Annotated in this window: 15 protein-coding genes; 4 read left to right on the forward strand and 11 right to left on the reverse strand. The window is 68.8% G+C overall.

Annotated features, from left to right (window positions below):
* Nucleotides 1–11: 11 nt before the first annotated feature.
* Nucleotides 12–392, reverse strand: a complete 381-nt coding sequence (locus CKCBHOJB_RS09520; RefSeq protein ID WP_281048442.1) for a response regulator — start codon at nt 390–392, stop codon at nt 12–14.
* 202 nt (nt 393–594) lie between these two features.
* Here CKCBHOJB_RS09520 and CKCBHOJB_RS09525 point away from each other — a divergent pair, with 202 nt between their 5' ends.
* Complete coding sequence (locus CKCBHOJB_RS09525) at nt 595–1047, forward strand: response regulator (protein ID WP_281048443.1); 453 nt, start codon at nt 595–597, stop codon at nt 1045–1047.
* Here the strand turns inward: CKCBHOJB_RS09525 and CKCBHOJB_RS09530 are convergent.
* Nucleotides 1035–1970 carry an HD domain-containing phosphohydrolase gene (locus CKCBHOJB_RS09530; RefSeq protein WP_281048444.1) on the reverse strand — a complete coding sequence of 312 codons (936 nt, stop codon included), beginning with the start codon at nt 1968–1970 and terminating at the stop codon, nt 1035–1037. The two genes, CKCBHOJB_RS09525 and CKCBHOJB_RS09530, sit on opposite strands and share 13 nt — an antisense overlap.
* A gap of 266 nt (nt 1971–2236) precedes the next feature.
* On the opposite strand from CKCBHOJB_RS09530, the gene CKCBHOJB_RS09535 reads away from it, so the two are divergent.
* Nucleotides 2237–3952, forward strand: coding sequence for an ATP-binding protein (locus tag CKCBHOJB_RS09535; protein ID WP_281048445.1), 1716 nt, complete (start codon nt 2237–2239; stop codon nt 3950–3952).
* A gap of 51 nt (nt 3953–4003) precedes the next feature.
* Here the strand turns inward: CKCBHOJB_RS09535 and minE are convergent, their stop codons facing one another.
* The 8 genes from minE to CKCBHOJB_RS09575 all read right to left on the reverse strand — a co-directional run bounded on the left by minE (nt 4004) and on the right by CKCBHOJB_RS09575 (nt 13477).
* Nucleotides 4004–4264, reverse strand: a complete 261-nt coding sequence (minE, locus tag CKCBHOJB_RS09540; protein ID WP_281048446.1) for a cell division topological specificity factor MinE — start codon at nt 4262–4264, stop codon at nt 4004–4006.
* A 1-nt stretch (nt 4265) separates the two neighbouring features.
* Nucleotides 4266–5078: a septum site-determining protein MinD gene (minD, locus tag CKCBHOJB_RS09545; protein ID WP_281048447.1), complete on the reverse strand. Its 813-nt coding sequence runs from the start codon at nt 5076–5078 to the stop codon at nt 4266–4268.
* Nucleotides 5079–5109: 31 nt separating this feature from the next.
* Entirely contained in the window at nt 5110–5895 is a 786-nt protein-coding gene (minC, locus tag CKCBHOJB_RS09550) for a septum site-determining protein MinC (protein ID WP_281048448.1), read from the reverse strand.
* Between the two features lie 107 nt (nt 5896–6002).
* Nucleotides 6003–6866 carry an Hsp33 family molecular chaperone HslO gene (locus CKCBHOJB_RS09555; RefSeq protein ID WP_281048449.1) on the reverse strand — a complete coding sequence of 288 codons (864 nt, stop codon included), beginning with the start codon at nt 6864–6866 and terminating at the stop codon, nt 6003–6005.
* Nucleotides 6867–6895: 29 nt separating this feature from the next.
* Nucleotides 6896–7246, reverse strand: coding sequence for an ArsC family reductase (locus tag CKCBHOJB_RS09560; protein WP_281048450.1), 351 nt, complete (start codon nt 7244–7246; stop codon nt 6896–6898).
* 3 nt (nt 7247–7249) lie between these two features.
* On the reverse strand, nt 7250–9604 hold the full coding sequence (locus CKCBHOJB_RS09565; protein WP_281048451.1) for a Tex family protein: 2355 nt from the start codon (nt 9602–9604) through the stop codon (nt 7250–7252).
* 333 nt (nt 9605–9937) lie between these two features.
* Nucleotides 9938–10786, reverse strand: coding sequence for a D-hexose-6-phosphate mutarotase (locus tag CKCBHOJB_RS09570; protein ID WP_281048452.1), 849 nt, complete (start codon nt 10784–10786; stop codon nt 9938–9940).
* 3 nt (nt 10787–10789) lie between these two features.
* A complete protein-coding gene (locus CKCBHOJB_RS09575) occupies nt 10790–13477 on the reverse strand; it encodes a GNAT family N-acetyltransferase (protein WP_281048453.1) in 2688 nt (895 codons plus the stop codon).
* A 353-nt stretch (nt 13478–13830) separates the two neighbouring features.
* On the opposite strand from CKCBHOJB_RS09575, the gene CKCBHOJB_RS09580 reads away from it, so the two are divergent.
* On the forward strand, nt 13831–14424 hold the full coding sequence (locus CKCBHOJB_RS09580; RefSeq protein WP_281048454.1) for a class I SAM-dependent methyltransferase: 594 nt from the start codon (nt 13831–13833) through the stop codon (nt 14422–14424).
* Between the two features lie 25 nt (nt 14425–14449).
* On the opposite strand, the gene mnmH is transcribed toward CKCBHOJB_RS09580, so the two are convergent.
* Complete coding sequence (gene mnmH, locus CKCBHOJB_RS09585) at nt 14450–15529, reverse strand: tRNA 2-selenouridine(34) synthase MnmH (RefSeq protein WP_281048455.1); 1080 nt, start codon at nt 15527–15529, stop codon at nt 14450–14452.
* A gap of 60 nt (nt 15530–15589) precedes the next feature.
* On the opposite strand from mnmH, the gene selD reads away from it, so the two are divergent.
* Nucleotides 15590–16630, forward strand: coding sequence for a selenide, water dikinase SelD (gene selD / locus CKCBHOJB_RS09590; protein WP_281048456.1), 1041 nt, complete (start codon nt 15590–15592; stop codon nt 16628–16630).
* Nucleotides 16631–16671 lie beyond the last annotated feature (41 nt).

Raw genomic sequence — 16671 nt, forward strand, 5'->3', positions numbered from 1 at the left:
TTGCGAGGCGCTCAGCTCAGCGTGGTGCCGGTGAGGCGTTCGACGGTTTCGATCAGTTGCAGCGGGCTGAACGGTTTGGTCAGATAGGCCGAGCACCCCGCCCGCCGCCCGGCCTCGATGTCGGCCTGCTGGCCGCGCGCGGTGAGCATCACGATCGGCGTGTCGGCGAGCTCGGGATCGGCGCGCACGCGCTCGCAGACCTGAAAACCGTCGAGCTTGCCCGGCATCATCACGTCGAGCAGGACGATGTTCGGGCGCAGTGCCGTGATCAGCTTCAGTGCGGCTTCGCCATTGTCCGCCTCGTGGACCTCGAACCCGTCGTAGTCCATGGTCATGCAGATCAGCTTGCGGATTTCGGGTTGATCTTCGACGACGAGAATGATTCGTTTCATGCTTTCGGGATACGGTTGCGGGTTTCGATCGGAACGGCGTAATGTTACGGCATCATGCCTTCGAATGTCCCTTCGAAATCAGGCATCCGTATGGGGGCGATCCGTACGCCGGGATTCTAGCGACGCGTGGACACTCGGCCCGTTAAATACTGCATGAAGGCGGACAATGGCCTGCGGTACCCCATGTGCGAAGGAGATGGCCATGGCTTCAGAGCTCGATCGGCAGGAACTTTCCGTGCTGGTGGTCGATGACGCTCCCGAAATTCGGGAGTTGCTGCGGCTGATCCTGGCCAGACAGGGCTGCAGCGTGCGGCTCGCATCCGACGCGGAAGAAGCTCTGGGCCAGGTCGCCGAGCGTATGCCCGACGTCGTCCTGCTCGACATCGGACTACCCGGTGGGCGACAAAAGGGTCTCGAACTGTGCGCGCTGCTCAAGGGGAATGGGCAGCCGGCGGCCCCGGTCGTGGTCATGCTCACCGCCGACAACGACCCGCGCACGAGCGAGCAGGCGCGCGCGCTCGGTGCCGACGGCTACGTGATCAAGCCGTTCACGGCCATGCAGATCCTCGGACTCGTCGATGCGTTCGAGGTGTGGCGCATGGCGCCCGAGCAAAGCCGTCCGAGCTTCTGGCCGATGCCGGGTCACCCGCGCTGAGCGGCTGCCGTTCTCGCCTCCCGTTCCGGCGAGCGAACCGTCGCCCGGACGGGCAGATCGATCTGGCGCCACCACGAGCAGGCTTCGTCCTCGCCGGGAAAGGCGCTCCGGTTCGCGGCCGCGAGCGCCCGGATCTGCGCCAGTCGGGGACGCAGCTTGCACATCGCGCGGACTACCCGGGGGTCGAACTGCGCGCCACTGGCAAGGCGCAAAAGGGCGAAGATGCGCTCCTCATCCACGCCGTTGCGGCCATGGGCCTCGAGGGCGAGGGAGTCGACGAAATCGGCGACCGCGACGATTCGTGCCGCCGATGGAATGTTGTCGCCCTGGCGGCGTGCCGGGTAGCCGCTGCCATCCCATTTTTCATGGTGATTGAGGGCGACCTGTGCCGCCAGCTGCTGGATCGGGTTGTGCGCGCTGTCGAGCAGCCTTGCGCCGGCGATCGGGTGGTCGCGCACCACCGCCCATTCGCGCGCCGTCAGCGGTCCTTTCTTGTGCAGGATCGCGTCCGGGACGGCCAGGTTGCCGATGTCGTGTGCGGCCGCAGCCTCGCACAGCATGTCGCACCAGGTCTCGGGCTTGCCCAGCATCCTTGCCAGCAGCGCGGAGATCGCCCCCACGCGCAGGCAATGTTCGAGACCGCCGGCTTCCCGCTGCGCGGCGACGAGGACGAGATGGCGCATGGCCTGCCGCTGTGCCGCACGCACCGCTTTCAGTGCCCGGTTGCGCTCCATGATCAGCGCCTTGAGGTCGCTGCTGATGCGGAACATCTGCAGATAGGCCGCGCTGAGTTCCTTTGCCTGCGCGCGTCCGTGGGGGCGATCGTGGCAGTGCGATCTTCCCGCCTTGTGCGGGCGCGAAACGGGGCCGTGGTGGGGTGCGTCTGCGATGCCGGGGTGCGGGGTCAGGTCGGACAGGTCCATGGCGGCGGGGATGGAGTGGGTGGTGTCTGCAGCCAGCAGACTGGTGTTGGAATTCTCGTGCTCAAGGTAAACTTACGCAATGAGCGACGAGCGGCGAGCGTGATCCATCACACACGGATCCGCTCGTGACAAGGCAGTCCCGATGTTGCAAATGCCACGGCCGCTGATGGACGAAGCCCATATGATGCGAACCGTCGTACTGATCGAGAAACGTGATGACTTCTGCAGGGACTGCCGCGAACGAACGGAACGAGGCTGGCACGAGGGTGTCGCAGGGCACGGAGGTCGCTCGCGGCAACGCCGCGTACGTCGAGGAGTCGTTCGCGGACGGACGCTGGTCGCTGTGGTCGATCGCCGCGATCGGCCTGGTGCTGATCGTGAGCCTGTGGACCGCGGTCAGCCTGAAGATCTCCTCCGAGGCCGCCGCCGAGGAGGAACTGATCCGGCAACGCACCATGAGCCTGGCCCGGGTGTTCGAGGAGCACACCATCCGTACGCTGGCCAGCGTGGATCAGGCGCTGCTGTTCGTGAAGTTCCAGTACGAGGCGATCGGCGACGCGCTCGACATCGGATCGGCGGTCAGGCAGGGCATGATCGTCAACAGCCTGTTCAACCAGGTCGGGATCATCAACGCCGAGGGCATCTACCACAAGTCCAATCTGGCGGACTTCGCCCGTGTCGACCTGAAGGATCGCGAGCATTTCCGGGTGCACAAGGAGGCCGACACCGGGCAGGTCTTCGTCAGCAAGCCGGTCCTGGGGCGCGCCACCGGAAAGTGGTCGATCCAGCTGACGCGCAGGATCAATCGCCCGGACGGCAGCTTCGGCGGGGTGGCGGTGATCTCGGTCGATCCCTTCTATTTCGTCAGCTTCTACAACGAGGTGAATATCGGAAAGCGGGGCGTCGTCACCCTGGTCGGCCTCGATGGCGTGGTGCGCGCGCGTCGTGCGGGAGAGTCCACCGCGATCGGGCAGGACCTGTCCCAGGGGCCGCTGTTCCGCAGCCTGGCGGAGTCGCTGGCGGGCTACTACTCGGGGGCCAGCGTGGTCGATGGTTTGGTGCGCTCGGTGAGCTACCGCAAGGTGCGCGACCTGCCCCTGGTCGTGCTGGTGGGTGTCGAGCGCGAGGAGGCGCTCGCAGAATGGCGCTCGCGGCGCGAGGGCTACCTCGCGTTCGGGGCCGGCATGAGTGCGGTGATCGTCGCCTTCAGCGTGCTGGCAATCGGCCTGCTGCAGCGCCAGCGCCGCATTTCGGCCAGGCTGCACGACCTGAAGACGCGTGCGGAATCGGCCAACCGGCTCAAGACCGAGTTCCTCGCCGCGGTGTCGCATGAACTGCGCACGCCGCTCAATGGCGTCATCGCCTATGCCGAGCTGTTGACGGAGACGCAGGAGAGCGAGGACAACCGCGGTTTCGCGAAAGTGATCGTGGAGAACAGCCAGCATCTGCTCGCGCTGCTGAACTCCATCCTGGACATGGCGCGGGTGGAGGCGGGCGAGATGCGTCTGCGGCCCGCCGACGTGGAGCTGAAGACGGTGGTCGAGGACGTGTGCTCGACCTACCGGCCGATCGCGCTGGGCAAGGGGGTCGAACTCGTGTACTCGGCCAGGGATGCCTTCACGCTGCATTGCGATCGCACGCGGGTGACGCAGGTGCTGAACAACCTGGTGCACAACGCCTTGAAGTTCACCGACCACGGGCGGGTCAGCGTCGAGGCGGGGCGGGAAGGGAGCGACTGCGTGTTCGAGGTCAGCGACACCGGCTGCGGGATCGATCCGAGCCAGCATGAACTGATCTTCGAGCGTTTCCGCCAGGCGGATGCGTTCGAAACCCGGCAGCACGGCGGCGCCGGGCTGGGCCTCGCGCTATGTCGCGAACTCGCCGAGCTGATGGGCGGCGGCATCACGGTGCGCTCGACGCCCGGCGAAGGTAGCGTGTTCCGCTTCTGGATCCCGGTGAATGCCGGGGAGCGCCAGGCGTGAGGTGCGAGGCGCCGGGCGCGGTGCCGGTCGGGCGTCAGTGCTTCCGGAAAGTCAGGGCTTCTGCTCGGGGAGCACGATGTTGACCTCGAGCACCTCGAAGTTGTCCTGCTTGTCGAGCTGGACCTTGATGTCGTCGGGGTTGACCGCGACGTATTTCGAGATGACCTCGATCAGCTCGCGCTGAAGCGCCGGCAGGAAATCCGCCGTCGGGCTTCCGCCCGCGCGTTCGTGGGCGATCAGCAGCGACAGGCGGTTCTTGGCGATCTCCGCGGTCTTCTTCTTCTCGCCGAACAGTTTGGACAGGAAGGACATGTCACTTCCCTCCGAACAGGCGCTTGATCAGGCCGGGTTTCTCGTAGTTGACGAAGCGCAGCGGGCGGTCCTCGCCGAGGAAGCGGCTTACCACGTCGGCATAGGCCTCGGCGACGTCGGTGCCCTTGAGGTGGATCGCCGGCGTGCCCTGGTTGGACGCGTGCAGCACCGATTCGGACTCGGGGATCACGCCGATCAGCGGCACGCGCAGCAGTTCCTGCACGTCCTTGTACGACAGCATCTCGCCGTCGTCCACGCGCTTGGGCGAGTAGCGGGTGATCAGCAGATGCTCCTTGACCGGCTCGCCGCCGTCGCGCGCGCGCTTGGATTTGCTCTGCAGGATGCCGAGGATGCGGTCGGAGTCGCGCACCGACGACACTTCCGGGTTGGTGGTGACGATCGCCTCGTCGGCGAAGGTCAGCGCCATCACCGCGCCGCGCTCGATGCCGGCGGGGGAGTCGCACACCACGTAGTCGAAGGCCATGTGCTCGAGTTCGTCGAGCACCTTCTGCACGCCTTCCTCGGTCAGCGCGTCCTTGTCGCGGGTCTGCGAGGCGGGGAGGACGAAGAGGTTCTCGCAGTGCTTGTCCTTGATCAGCGCCTGGTTCAGGCGGGCTTCGCCATTGACCACGTTCACCAGGTCATACACGACGCGGCGTTCGCAGCCCATGATCAGGTCGAGGTTGCGCAGGCCGACGTCGAAGTCGATGACCGCGGTCTTGAAGCCGCGCAGGGCGAGGCCGGAGGCGAAGGCCGCACTGGTGGTGGTCTTGCCCACACCGCCCTTGCCGGAGGTTACGACGATGACTTTCACGGTTTCCCCTTGTTGATGCTGTATGGCTGGCTCAGTCGAGCTGCAGCACGTCGATGTTGAGCGTGTGGTCGGTGCCGTTCAGGCGCACCTGGGTAGGCTTGCCGGCGTAGGCTTCCGGGATGCCGCGATCGAAGGTGCGATACACACCGGCGATGGAAACGAGCTCGGGGCCGAAGTTGCTGGCCATGATGCGTGCGCCGTGGTCGCCCTGGGCGCCGGCGATCGCGCGGCCGCGCAGCGGGCCGTAGCAGTGGATGCTGCCGTCGGCGATGACTTCCGCGCCGGGGCTGACGCCGCCGAGCAGCACCAGGTCGGTGCCGCGTGCATAGACCTGCTGGCCCGAGCGCAGCGGGCGGTCGACGAACATCGTCGGCGTTGCTGCTGCGGGGGCGGGCGGGGGTGCCGGCGCGCGCTCCGGCGCGGCGGGCGCCGGGGCCGGAGCGGTGGCAGCGACGGGTCTGGCACGGGCTTCGGCCGGCGGCTGGGCAGCCAGCTGTGCGGGATCGATCAACGCGAGGCCGGCGCGACGGGCGGACTCGTGATGCGCTTCGGGCAGGCGGATGACGCCGATCGGCTGCAGGCGATAGCGCCGCAGCAGCGACTGCAGCCCGGGCCAGTCGATGCGTTCGGGCATGCTGGCGACCGCGCCGAAATCGAGGATCACCGTCTCGCCGTTGAAGAAGTCCGGCATGCCGCCGAGCATCTTGTGCATCGCATCGGCCAGCGTCGTGGGTTCGGCGGCCTGGATCACGGCGAGGGTTGCGCCAAGCGTCGTGTTGCGGAACTCGATCGGGCGTGCGGACGCGTTGGCGGACATGGGCGGAAGGGTCTTCAAAATCAAGGAAGTGTACTGATCGACGGGCGATCGGGCAAGGGCGGCGACCGTCACGCGAGGCGCATGGACCAGGCCGTCCGCGCGGACGATCAATGCAGCGTCGGCGGCCGGAACAGCGCGTCCACGTCGACCGCGTCGAAGTGGTAGCTGTGGTTGGAGAGGTCGTCGTGCACCACGATCTCGCCGTGTTCGGCCAGGATCGCACGCACCTCGTCCTCGCCGAGCGCGCGCAGCATGCCCGCCACCTTCTCGGGATCCGCCGGCCAGTCGTGGGTGACCGCGCGGGCGTCGAACAGGCGCACGTTCTCCTCCGCGAACAGGCGGCGCAGGATTTCCGCGGCATCCAGGCCGAGCAGCTCGTCGTCGCGCACCGTGTGGGCGAGCTGTTGCACGCGCGACCAGCCGTCGAGGTCCTTGAGGTCGGCGCCGGGCAGCTTCTGCACGAAGAGCGCGACCGCAGCCTGCGGGCTGCAGGCCAGCCACAGGCCGGCGGGCTGCTGTTCGGACTGCGCCAGATAGTGCTCGAAGACCTCGCCGATGCTGTCGCCCTCGAGCGGCACCAGGCTCTGGTAGGGCTGGTCCAGGCCCTCGATGTCGAGCGAGAGCTGCAGGCGGCCGTCGCCGACGAGCTCGCCCAGGGTGCTGCCGGTCGGTACGGAGTCGGCCTTGGCGTAGCCGCGCAGGTTCAGCGTCTCGGCGCAGTCGACGACGAGCAGGCTCACCGGACCGTGGCCGGTGATCTGGAAGGTCAGGCGGCCGGGCTGCTTGAGGTTGCCGGCGATCACCGCCGACACCGCACTCATCTCGCCGAGCAGGCGCGCCACCACCTGCGGGTAGTCGCGCCCGGCCTGCATGGCCTGCCAGACGTCGGTCAGGCGCACCACGGCGCCGCGGATGTCGAGATCTTCCAGCAGGAAGCGCTGGACGTAACTGGTGGGAAGGGTGTCGCTCATTCGTTTTCGTTCCAGATGGGGCGGTGGCGCTATGCGGTACGGGCGGCGAAGGCCTCGGGGTCGAAGCCGACAACGAGTCCGCCCGCGCCGAAGTCGATCACCGGGCGGCGGATCAGGCTGGGCTGGGCCTGCATCAGCGCGATGGCGGCGGCGCGGTCGGCGACGGCCTGCTGCTCGGGCGCGAGCTTGCGCCAGGTGGTGCCGCGCTTGTTGACCAGCGCCTCCCAGCCGAGCGTGTCGCACCAGCGCGCCAGCGTGGCCGCATCGATGCCGGCCTTCTTGTAATCATGGAAACCGTAGGCGACACCGGCGCCTTCGAACCAGGCGAAGGTCTTCTTCATGGTGTCGCAGTTCTTGATGCCGTAGATCGTCGGGGGCATGGCTCACTTCCCTCCGCGGGCACGGGCGAAGGCTTCCGCCAGGGCGTTGCCGCCGGCGGGCGGGCTGTTCCGCACGGCGGGCTTGCCCTTGCCCCGGGCGCCGTCGGCCGGCCGGCGGTCGCGGTTGCCGTCGCGGGCAGGCTGCGGGCCGCGGGCCTCGTTGCGCGCACCGCCCTCGCGGCGCGGGGGCTCGTCGCCCAGGCGCATGGTCAGCGCGATACGGCTACGCGGAATGTCGACCTCGAGCACCTTGACCTTCACCACCTGGCCGGCCTTGACCACGCTGTGCGGGTCCTTGACGAAGGTGTTCGACAGCGCGGAGATGTGCACCAGGCCGTCCTGATGCACGCCGATGTCCACGAAGGCGCCGAAGTTGGTGACGTTGGTGACCACGCCCTCGAGCAGCATGCCCGGCTGCAGGTCCTTCAGCGTCTCCACGCCGTCGCGGAAGCTGGCGGTGCGGAACTCGGGGCGCGGGTCGCGGCCGGGCTTCTCGAGCTCGGCGAGGATGTCCTGCACAGTGGGCAGGCCGAAGCGCTCGTCGGTGAACTCGACCGGCTTCAGCGACTTCAGGAAGCTGCCGTTGCCCATCAGCTCGCGCACGCTCTTCTGCACCCGGGCGAGGATGCGCTCGACCACCGGGTAGGCCTCCGGGTGCACCGAGGAGGCGTCGAGCGGGTTGTCGCCGCTCGGGATGCGCAGGAAGCCCGCGGCCTGCTCGAAGGTCTTGGGGCCGAGGCGCGGCACGTCCTTCAGCGCATCGCGGCTGCGGAACGGGCCCTTGGCGTTGCGGTGCTCGACGATGTTGCCGGCGAGGGTGGCGTTGAGCCCCGAGATGCGCGCCAGCAGCGGCGCCGAGGCGGTGTTCACATCCACCCCGACCGCGTTCACGCAGTCTTCGACCACCGCGTCCAGGCTCTTCGCCAGGCGGCCCTGGTTGACGTCGTGCTGGTACTGGCCGACGCCGATCGACTTGGGATCGATCTTGACCAGCTCGGCGAGCGGGTCCTGCAGGCGGCGGGCGATCGACACCGCGCCCCGCAGGCTGACGTCCACGTCGGGGAACTCCTTCGCCGCCAGCTCGGACGCCGAATACACCGATGCGCCGGCCTCGGACACCATGACCTTGGTCAGCTGCAGTTCGGGATGGCGCTTGATCAGCTCGGCCGCCAGCGCGTCGGTTTCGCGCGAGGCCGTGCCGTTGCCGATCGCGATCAGCTCGACGGCGTGCTTCTTCGCCAGCGCGGCGATGGTGGCGATCGAGGACTCGCGGTCGCGGCGCGGCTCGAAGGGGTAGACGGTGGCGGTATCCACCAGCTTGCCGGTGGCGTCGACGACCGCGACCTTGACGCCCGTGCGGATGCCGGGATCGAGGCCGATCGTGGCGCGCGTGCCGGCAGGCGCGGCGAGCAGCAGGTCCTTGAGGTTGCGCGCGAACACGCGGATCGCCTCTTCCTCGGCGCGCTCGCGCAGCTCGCTCATCAGCTCGAGCTCGAGATGGATCGAGATCTTCACGCTCCACGCCCAGCGCGCGGTCTCGGCGAGCCAGCGGTCGGCCGGGCGGCCCTGGTTGCGGATGCCGAAGCGCACGGCGATGCGGCCCTCGCAGGGATGCGGCGCGTCGGGGTCGGGGCGGTCCACATCCAGCGTCAGGCGCAGCACGCCCTCGTTGCGCCCGCGCAGCAGCGCCAGCGCGCGGTGCGAGGGCATGGTGGCGATCGGCTCGGCGAAGTCGAACCAGTCGCGGAACTTCGCGCCTTCGTTCTCCTTGCCCTCGATCACCGCCGAGCGCACCTGGCCGTGCTCGTGCAGGTAGCTGCGCAGCTCGCCGAGCAGCGCGGCGTCCTCGGCGAAGTGCTCCATCAGGATCTGGCGCGCGCCGTCGAGCACCGCCTTGGTGTCGGCGAAGCCGGCCTCGGCGTTGAGGTATTTCGCTGCTTCGGCCTCGGGCGTCAGCATCGGGTCGGCCAGCAGCGCCTCGGCGAGCGGGCCGATGCCGGCTTCGCGCGCGATCTGCGCCTTGGTGCGGCGCTTGGGCTTGTAGGGCAGGTAGAGGTCTTCCAGGCGCTGCTTGGTGTCGGCGTGCTCGACCTCGGCGCGCAGCTCGGCAGTGAGCTTGCCCTGTTCCTCGATCGAGGCCAGCACGGTGGCGCGGCGATCCTCGAGCTCGCGCAGGTAGCCGAGGCGCTCTTCGAGGTTGCGCAGCTGGGTGTCGTCGAGGCCGCCGGTCACTTCCTTGCGGTAGCGGGCGATGAAGGGCACGGTGGCGCCGTCGTCGAGGAGCTGGACGGCGGCGATGACCTGGCGCGGCGAGACGCCGAGCTCTTCGGCGATGCGATGTTCGATCGGGGGGAGCATGAGGATGAGGCGGTGTTGCGAAAGGGAAGGGCCGGATAGTGCAGCATGCCGCGTGGCGAGATCAACCCGCGTCGGGACGGAGGCGGCGGGGGCGGAACGCAATCGCGGCTGCCGCCGCTCCCACAGCGGGCGCCGCCACTGAGCGTGCGGCCGATCGGGAGGCGTCTGTCGGGGGCGCCTGTCGGCGGCTGCTGTCTGGGCGCGCCTGACGTAGGCGGCCGTGGAAGGCGGCTGTCGGGGCGGCTGTCGGAGGCGGCTGTCGGAGCGGCTCTGGGAGGCGCCTGTGGGAGCGCCTGTGGGAGCGGCGGCAGCCGCGATGGTCCTGCGCTCGGGCTACAGCGCCACCAGCGTCTGCCGTCCCCACCAGGTTTCGCCGGCGGGCAGGCGCACCGGTTCATGCGCGGCGGCGGCTTCCACGCACAGCATGCGGCGGAAGGCGTCGTCGGGGAGGTCGGCGATCGCGGCGCTGCGCTCGACCCAGGGGTTCCACACCACCACGTCCGGGAAGCCGTCGGCGTTGATCCCCAGGCTGCGGTCGTATTCGCGCAGCAGCAGGGGGCGCTTGACGTCGTGATAGACGCGATCGGTCTCGGCCTCGATCAGCAGCACGTCGCCGCTGTCGCGCTTGATGCGGTTGGCGTCGAGCTTGTCGCGGTACTCGAAGCCGTGCAGGCCTTCGAGACGGGACTCCTCGACCTCGCGCACCGCGAGATAGGTGTGCAGCGCGGCGGTGAACGCCAGCGCCTGATCACCGGTGTTCTCGACTTCCAGCTCCAGATCGAGGCGGCTGTCCTCGATCAGGATGCCGAGCTCGGCACGGAAGGGGTGGGGCCAGGCCGCGCGCGTGGTCGCGTCGTCGCTCAGCGCCAGCGTCAGCAGCGCGAAATCGGCCCCGGTGCGCTCGGTGACCACCGACCAGGTGGCGGTGCGGGCGAAGCCGTGCGCCGGCAGCGTACCGAGATCGGCGAACTGCGGGAAGCAGACCGGAATGCCGCCGCGGATCGGCGTCCTGCCGTCGAAGACGGCCTGCGGGCTCAGGTACAGGCGCTCGCCGCCGCCGGGCGGCGACCACGACAGCACCTGCGCACCGTACAGGCTGACCACGGCCGCGGCACCGCCCGCGGTGCGCAGGCGCAGGGCGGGCAGGCCATGGAAGTCGATGTGTTCGATCGTCGCCGGCATCGCTCAGTCCTGCAGCGTGAGCACGCCCAGCTTGACCGAGCTGTCCTCGGGGTCGTTGCTGAGCACGAAGCCGAGCTTCTGCACGAACTTGAGCATGCGCTCGTTGTTGGCGAGGAAGACTCCGGTCATGTACTGGATGCCACGGCTGCGCGCGGTCTCGATCAGCACGCCCATCAGCTTGCGCGCCAGCCCGCGGTGCTGCCAGTCGTCGGCCACCACCACCGCGAACTCGCAGGATTCGCCGTCCGGGTTCACCGCGTAGCGACACACGCCGATCTCGTTCTCGACGCCGTCCACGTCGAGGGTGGCGACGAAGGCCATCTCGCGGTCGTAGTCGATCTGGGTCAGGCGCGCCACCATCGCGGGCGGCAGCTCGCGCATGGTGTTCATGAAGCGGTAGTACTTGGTCTCGGCCGACAGCCGGCGCACGAAGTCGACCTCGAGCTCGGCATCTTCCGGCTTGATCGGGCGGATCGTCACCGTGGTGCCGTCGGGCACCGTCCACGTGTTGATCAGGTGCGACGGATACGGGTGGATCGCCATGTGGTCGTAGCGGTCCGCGGTCGGCGAGACGTTATCCACCGTGATGCTGGCATCCACCGCGACCACGCCGTTCTCGTCCACGATCAGCGGGTTGATCTCCATCCCGGTGATCCACGGCAGCTCGCAGACCATCTCGGAGATGCGCAGCAGCACCAGCTCGAGCGCGTTCATGTCCACCGCCGGCATGTTGCGGAACTCGCCGAGGCGGGTGGCGATGTGGGTGGAGCGGATCATGTCCGCCACCAGGAAACTGTTGAGCGGCGGCAGGGCGACGGCGATGTCGCTGTTGGCCTCGACCTGGTTGCCGCCCTCGCCGAAGGTGATCGCCGGGCCGAACACCGGATCGCGCTTGACGCCGACCACAAGCTCGCGGCCATTGCGCTTCTGGATCATCGGCTCGATCGCGATGCCGTTGATGACCGCGTCGGGCTGCACGCGCTTCACCTCGTCCAGGATCTCCTGGTAGGTCGAGCGCACCGCGGCCAGGCTGCGGATGTTCAGGCGCACGCCGCCGACGTCCGACTTGTGCACGATGCTCGGCGAGTCGATCTTCATCACCACCGGCAGGCCGATCTCGGCCGACAGCACCATGGCTTCGGCGGCCGAGCGGGCGATGACGGTCTGCGCGATCGGGATGCGGAAGGCGGCCAGCAGCGCCTTCGACTCCATCTCGTTGAGTTTCTTGCGGCGCTCGGACAGCGCCATCTCGATCACCAGGCGCGCGCTCTCGACCGAAGGCGGCGGCAGGTGCGACAGCGAGGCCGGGGTCTGCATCAGCAGCTTCTGGTTCTGGTAGTAGGCCGAGATGTGGCTGAAGAGCTCGACCGCCGGCTCGGGCGTGCGGAAGTTGGGGATGCCGGCGAGGTTGAACTTCTGCCGTGCCTCCTTGACCAGCTCCTCGCCCATCCAGCAGGTGACCACCGGCTTGTCGGCGGTCTTCTCGAGCTCGATCACCGCCTCGGCCACGCCGGTGGGGTTGCTCATGGCCTGCGGCGTCAGCATCACCATCACGCCGTCGACGTTGGGGCCGTCGAGCACCGCGCGCAGGGCCTTCTGGTAGCGCTCGGGATCGGCGTCGCCGAGGATGTCGATCGGGTTGCTGTGCGACCAGCCGCTGGGCAGCACCGCATTGAGCTTCTCGATCGTGCCTTCGGAGAGCTCGGCGAGCGGGATGCCGATGTCGGAGGCGCGGTCGGCGGCCATGACGCCCGGTCCGCCGCCGTTGGTGATGATGGCCAGGCGGTTGCCGCGCGGACGGAAGTGCGAGAACAGCGCGTTGGCGGCGGCGAACAGCTGGCCCATGTTGTACAGGCGGATCACGCCGGACCGGCGCAGCGCGGCATCGAACACCGCGTCGTCACCCAGGGGCGCGCCGCTGTGCGAAAGGATCGCGCGCGAGGCGTTGGGGTGGCGGCCCGCCTTGATCAGCAGCACCGGCTTGACGCGCGCTGCGCCGCGCAGCGCGCTCATGAAGCGACGGGCGTCGCGGATGCCTTCGACGTAGAGGAAGATGCTCTCGGTACGCGGGTCCGAGATCATGTATTCGAGCACCTCGCCGAAGTCGATGTCGGACGAGGAGCCCAGCGACACCACCGCCGAGAAGCCGACGTTGTTCGGCTTGGCCCAGTCGAGGATGGCTGCGCACAGCGCGCCCGATTGCGAGATCAGGCCGATGCTGCCCTTGAGCGCACTGGCGTGGGCGAAGGTGGCGTTGACGCCGAGCTGCGGGCGCATGATGCCCAGGCAGTTGGGGCCGAGCAGGCGGATGCGGTGGCGGTGGGCGGCCTCGATGACCTGGCGCTCGAGCAGCGCGCCGCGCGGACCGGCCTCGGAGAAACCCGAGGACAGCAGGATCGCGGCCTTGACGCCGGCGCGGCCGCAGGCATCGACGATGGCGGGGGCCTTCTCGGCGCGCACCGCGATCACCACCAGGTCGAGACGCTGCGGCACGTCCTCGACCGACTTGTAGCAGGTCACCCCGTGCACCTTGTCGTGCTTGGGGTTGATCGCGAACAGCTTGCCCTTGTAGCCGGCGCTGAGCATGTTGCGCATCAGCACGTCGCCGAGCGAGGCTTCGCGTTCGCTGGCGCCGATGATGCCGACGGAGCGCGGTTCCAGAAGCGGAGTGAGGTAGTGCTTGTCTTTCATGATTGGAACCCGACTGGCTAGTTGAATTCGGTACGGCCAGCAGAGCGCGACGAGGCGCGTCAGTCTACTGGATCAAATCAAAATTATACTGCAGTGCACAATCTGCATGCGTGCTATTTATAGCATTTCCGTTAATTTCTAACGACTGGCCACCTGGCGCCGGCCGGCGCCGTCGCGCGATGCCATCATTTTAGGCCAGTGGTCGACGCTAAAGGACAAGCGTACGCCCATGGCGGGATTGCCGCGCATAAAATGCGGTCCAGCTCCGGGGCCGGTGGGGGCGAACCCGATCCACACCCTTGCCGGGAAGGCTCTCCGCCCGCCGCCGAAATCCCGCAACTGAGGCCACTGCCATGCCCGCCACTCCCTCCGTTCCACCCGTGTCCGCGCTGAACGCGTCCGACGCCTCCCACCAGGCGCTGCCCGCGCCGTCCGCCTGGGTCGTGCGCTTCGCGTCGCTGCTCGTCCCGGGGGCGCGGGTGCTCGATTACGCCTGCGGCAGCGGCCGCCATGCCCGCTGGCTCGCCGGGCTGGGCATGCAGGTCGATGCGGTCGATCGCGACCCGGCGGCGCTCGCCGCACTGCGGGGCGTGGACGGCGTGCGGGTGCGCGAACTGGATCTGGAGGGGGAGAGCTGGCCGCTCGCCGGCGAGCGCTATGACGCGGTGGTCGTCACCAACTATCTGCATCGGCCGCGCTTCGATGCGCTGCTGGCGTTGCTGGCGCCGGGCGGCGTGCTGATCTACGAGACCTTCATGCTCGGCAACGAGCGCTTCGGCAAGCCCTCGAGCCCGGCCTTCCTGCTCCAGCCCGGCGAACTGCTTGCGCGTCTGCCCACGGGCTGGACGCCGCTCGCCTTCGAGCAGGGTGAGGTTGCCGTGCCGCGCCCGGCGGTGGTGCAGCGCGTGTGTGCGGTGAAGGGCGACGCCATGGCCCGCCTGCCCTGAGCCGTCGCGCTACCCGGTCGCGCGCTCAGCTCGTCGCGGCGGGCGTGCCGGCGGAGGCCGCTTCCAGCGCCAGGATGGCGGCGGCAAGGCGCCCGATGCCCGACTCGCTGAGGTCGTCGGTGACGACCTGCGGGGCGTCGGCGTAGGCGGCGTAGTTGCCGTTCTGCGAGCGGCGATACAGCGGGTCGTAGTGCAGGTCGATCAGCTCGCCGAAGAGCTCGGGTAGCGCATGCTCGGCGGCGAGCGTCTTCCAGCGCGCGAGCGTTTCGTGGCTCTGGTGCTCGCGCAGGCGGTGGAGCTTGTCCTGCAGCGCGGCGACGTCGTCGCCGAGGTAGGCGTAATCGCGCACCAGGAATTCCAGGCGCGCGTCGCGGCTGGCGTCGATCATGACGCAGGGCGAGCGCCGCATCGCCATGATCAGCGGCTCGGGCACGAAGACGAGGCCGATCTTGCGGCTTTCGGCCTCGACATACACCGGGCGCGCGGGATCCAGCGTGCGCAGGCGCGCCCACAGCTGGGTCTCGAAGTGCTTCTGCGCCGGCTGCGGACGGTCGGGCAGTGCCCCCAGCACCGAACCCTTGTGCGCGGCGAGATCCTCCAGGTCGAGCACCTGCGCGCCCTGCGCGGCGAGCGCCTCGAGCACGCGCGTCTTGGCGCTGCCGGTGGGTCCGCACACGATGCGCAGGTCGAGGGTGGGCACGATGCGTTCGATCTCGGCGATCACCAGGTGGCGGAAGGCCTTGTAGCCCCCCTCGAGCTGGCAGGCGTCCCAGCCCACCATGCGCAGCCAGGTGGTGAACGAGCCGCTGCGCTGGCCGCCGCGCCAGCAGTAGATCAGCGGGCGCCAGTTCTTCGGCCGGTCCTTCAGCACCTCGAGCATGTGGCGCGAGATGTTGGCCGCCACCAGCGCGCCGCCCAGCCGGCGCGCGTCGAAGGCCGACTGCTGCTTGTACATGGTGCCGACGATGACGCGCTGCTCGTTGTCGAGCACCGGCAGGTTGATCGCGCCCGGGATGTGGTCCTCGGCGAACTCGGCGGGCGTGCGCGCGTCGATGATCTCGTCAAAGCCGGACAGCTGTGCTACGGTCGCGACGCCTTTTTGCATGATGTTGACACGACACGCGGCGCCAACTTGCGCCGCGTGTCGCTTTTCTCCCTCGGAAACATGAACGAAATCAGACTGACCGAATTCTCCCACGGCGGCGGCTGCGGCTGCAAAATCGCCCCCGGCGTGCTCTCCGATCTGCTGGCCACCATGCCCGCCGGCCTCGTGCCGCCCGAGCTGCTGGTCGGTACCGACACCGCCGACGACGCCGCGGTGTACAAGCTCAACGAGCGCCAGGCCGTCGTCGCCACCACCGACTTCTTCACCCCGATCGTGGACAACCCGCGCGACTTCGGCCGCATCGCCGCCACCAACGCGCTGTCCGACGTCTATGCGATGGGCGGTACGCCGATCATGGCGCTGGCCATCGTCGGCATGCCGCTCGACAAGCTGCCGCCCGAGGTCATCGGCGAGATCCTCAAGGGTGGCGCCGAGGTCTGCCGCGAGGCCGGCATCCCGGTCGCCGGCGGGCACTCGATCGACGTGCTCGAGCCGATCTACGGCCTCGTCGGCCTGGGCGTGGTCGACCCCGCCCGCGTGCGCACCAACGCCGGCGCCAAGGCGGGCGACGTGCTGATCCTGACCAAGCCGCTCGGCATCGGCATCCTGTCGGCGGGGCTCAAGAAGGGCCGCTTGTCGACCGATGGCTACGCGCAGATGATCCGCTGGACCACGACGCTCAACCGCGTCGGCGCGAAGCTCGCCGACATCGACGGCGTGCATGCGGTGACCGACGTCACCGGCTTCGGCCTCGCCGGCCACCTGCTCGAGATGTGCCGCGGCGCCGGTCTGACCGGTACGGTGCGCTTCGATGCGCTGCCGGTGATCGACGAGGCGCGCGCGCTGGTGCAGGACGGTGTCGCCACCGGCGCGTCGACGCGCAACTGGGCGAGCTACGGCGCGGAGGTCGAGCTGCCGGCGGATGCGCCGGAGTGGCAGCGCAAGCTGGTCACCGATCCGCAGACCTCGGGCGGCCTGCTGATCGCCTGCGCAGCGGAGACGGTCGAGGCGGTGCAGGCCGCGATCCGCGAGTTCCAGGGCGAGGCCGGCACGGTGGTCGGCGCGATGCAGCCCGGTCCGGCGCGCGTGGTGGTCGCCTGAGCGCAGGCCCAGGCGCGTTTCCTGTGGGCGCGGCGGCAGCC

The organism is Thauera sp. GDN1 (genome assembly GCF_029223545.1).
GTDB lineage: Bacteria > Pseudomonadota > Gammaproteobacteria > Burkholderiales > Rhodocyclaceae > Thauera.

What these genes read in the sequence shown, in the direction of transcription:
- CKCBHOJB_RS09520 (WP_281048442.1), bottom strand. Translation starts at nt 392, where the DNA reads ATGAAACGAATCATTCTCGTCGTCGAAGATCAACCCGAAATCCGCAAG.
- CKCBHOJB_RS09525 (WP_281048443.1), top strand. Translation starts at nt 595, where the DNA reads ATGGCTTCAGAGCTCGATCGGCAGGAACTTTCCGTGCTGGTGGTCGAT.
- CKCBHOJB_RS09530 (WP_281048444.1), bottom strand. Translation starts at nt 1,970, where the DNA reads ATGGACCTGTCCGACCTGACCCCGCACCCCGGCATCGCAGACGCACCC.
- minE (WP_281048446.1), bottom strand. Translation starts at nt 4,264, where the DNA reads ATGTCCTTCCTGTCCAAACTGTTCGGCGAGAAGAAGAAGACCGCGGAG.
- minC (WP_281048448.1), bottom strand. Translation starts at nt 5,895, where the DNA reads ATGTCCGCCAACGCGTCCGCACGCCCGATCGAGTTCCGCAACACGACG.
- CKCBHOJB_RS09555 (WP_281048449.1), bottom strand. Translation starts at nt 6,866, where the DNA reads ATGAGCGACACCCTTCCCACCAGTTACGTCCAGCGCTTCCTGCTGGAA.
- CKCBHOJB_RS09560 (WP_281048450.1), bottom strand. Translation starts at nt 7,246, where the DNA reads ATGCCCCCGACGATCTACGGCATCAAGAACTGCGACACCATGAAGAAG.
- CKCBHOJB_RS09565 (WP_281048451.1), bottom strand. Translation starts at nt 9,604, where the DNA reads ATGCTCCCCCCGATCGAACATCGCATCGCCGAAGAGCTCGGCGTCTCG.
- CKCBHOJB_RS09570 (WP_281048452.1), bottom strand. Translation starts at nt 10,786, where the DNA reads ATGCCGGCGACGATCGAACACATCGACTTCCATGGCCTGCCCGCCCTG.
- CKCBHOJB_RS09575 (WP_281048453.1), bottom strand. Translation starts at nt 13,477, where the DNA reads ATGAAAGACAAGCACTACCTCACTCCGCTTCTGGAACCGCGCTCCGTC.
- CKCBHOJB_RS09580 (WP_281048454.1), top strand. Translation starts at nt 13,831, where the DNA reads ATGCCCGCCACTCCCTCCGTTCCACCCGTGTCCGCGCTGAACGCGTCC.
- mnmH (WP_281048455.1), bottom strand. Translation starts at nt 15,529, where the DNA reads ATGCAAAAAGGCGTCGCGACCGTAGCACAGCTGTCCGGCTTTGACGAG.
- selD (WP_281048456.1), top strand. Translation starts at nt 15,590, where the DNA reads ATGAACGAAATCAGACTGACCGAATTCTCCCACGGCGGCGGCTGCGGC.